General features: G+C 40.4%; 1 pseudogene. It reads left to right on the top strand.

Annotation, left to right across the window (positions count from 1 at the left end):
• A pseudogene (locus tag AB5935_RS25550) lies at positions 1–381 on the top strand (SusC/RagA family protein); the annotation flags it as partial.

Here is a 381-nt window from a genome sequence, read left to right as displayed (position 1 = left end):
ATTGTAACCAAAGATTTTGTCTGGGACTTGGGATATAACATCACTTGGAACAAAAATGAAATCACTAAACTGACCGGAGGAGATGATTCTAATTACTATGTAGAAACCGGAGGTGTATCTACTGGTATTAGCGGTGCAACCTGCCAGGTACAGAAAGTAGGTTATCCGATGAACTCATTCTTCGTTTACCAACAAGTGTATGATAAGGATGGAAAACCGATTGAAAACATGTTCGTAGACCGTAACGGAGATGGTGTCATCAACGCTTCGGACAAATATATCTATAAAAAACCTGCCGCTGACGTATTGATGGGACTGACTTCCAAATTCACTTATAAAAATTGGGATTTAAGCTTTGCCCTCCGTGCCAGCCTGAATAAC

It is taken from the genome of Phocaeicola sp. RTP21198st1_B8_RTP21198_201120 (genome assembly GCF_040929485.1).
GTDB lineage: Bacteria > Bacteroidota > Bacteroidia > Bacteroidales > Bacteroidaceae > Phocaeicola > Phocaeicola dorei.
This window is presented reverse-complemented; position numbering and strand designations above follow the sequence as displayed.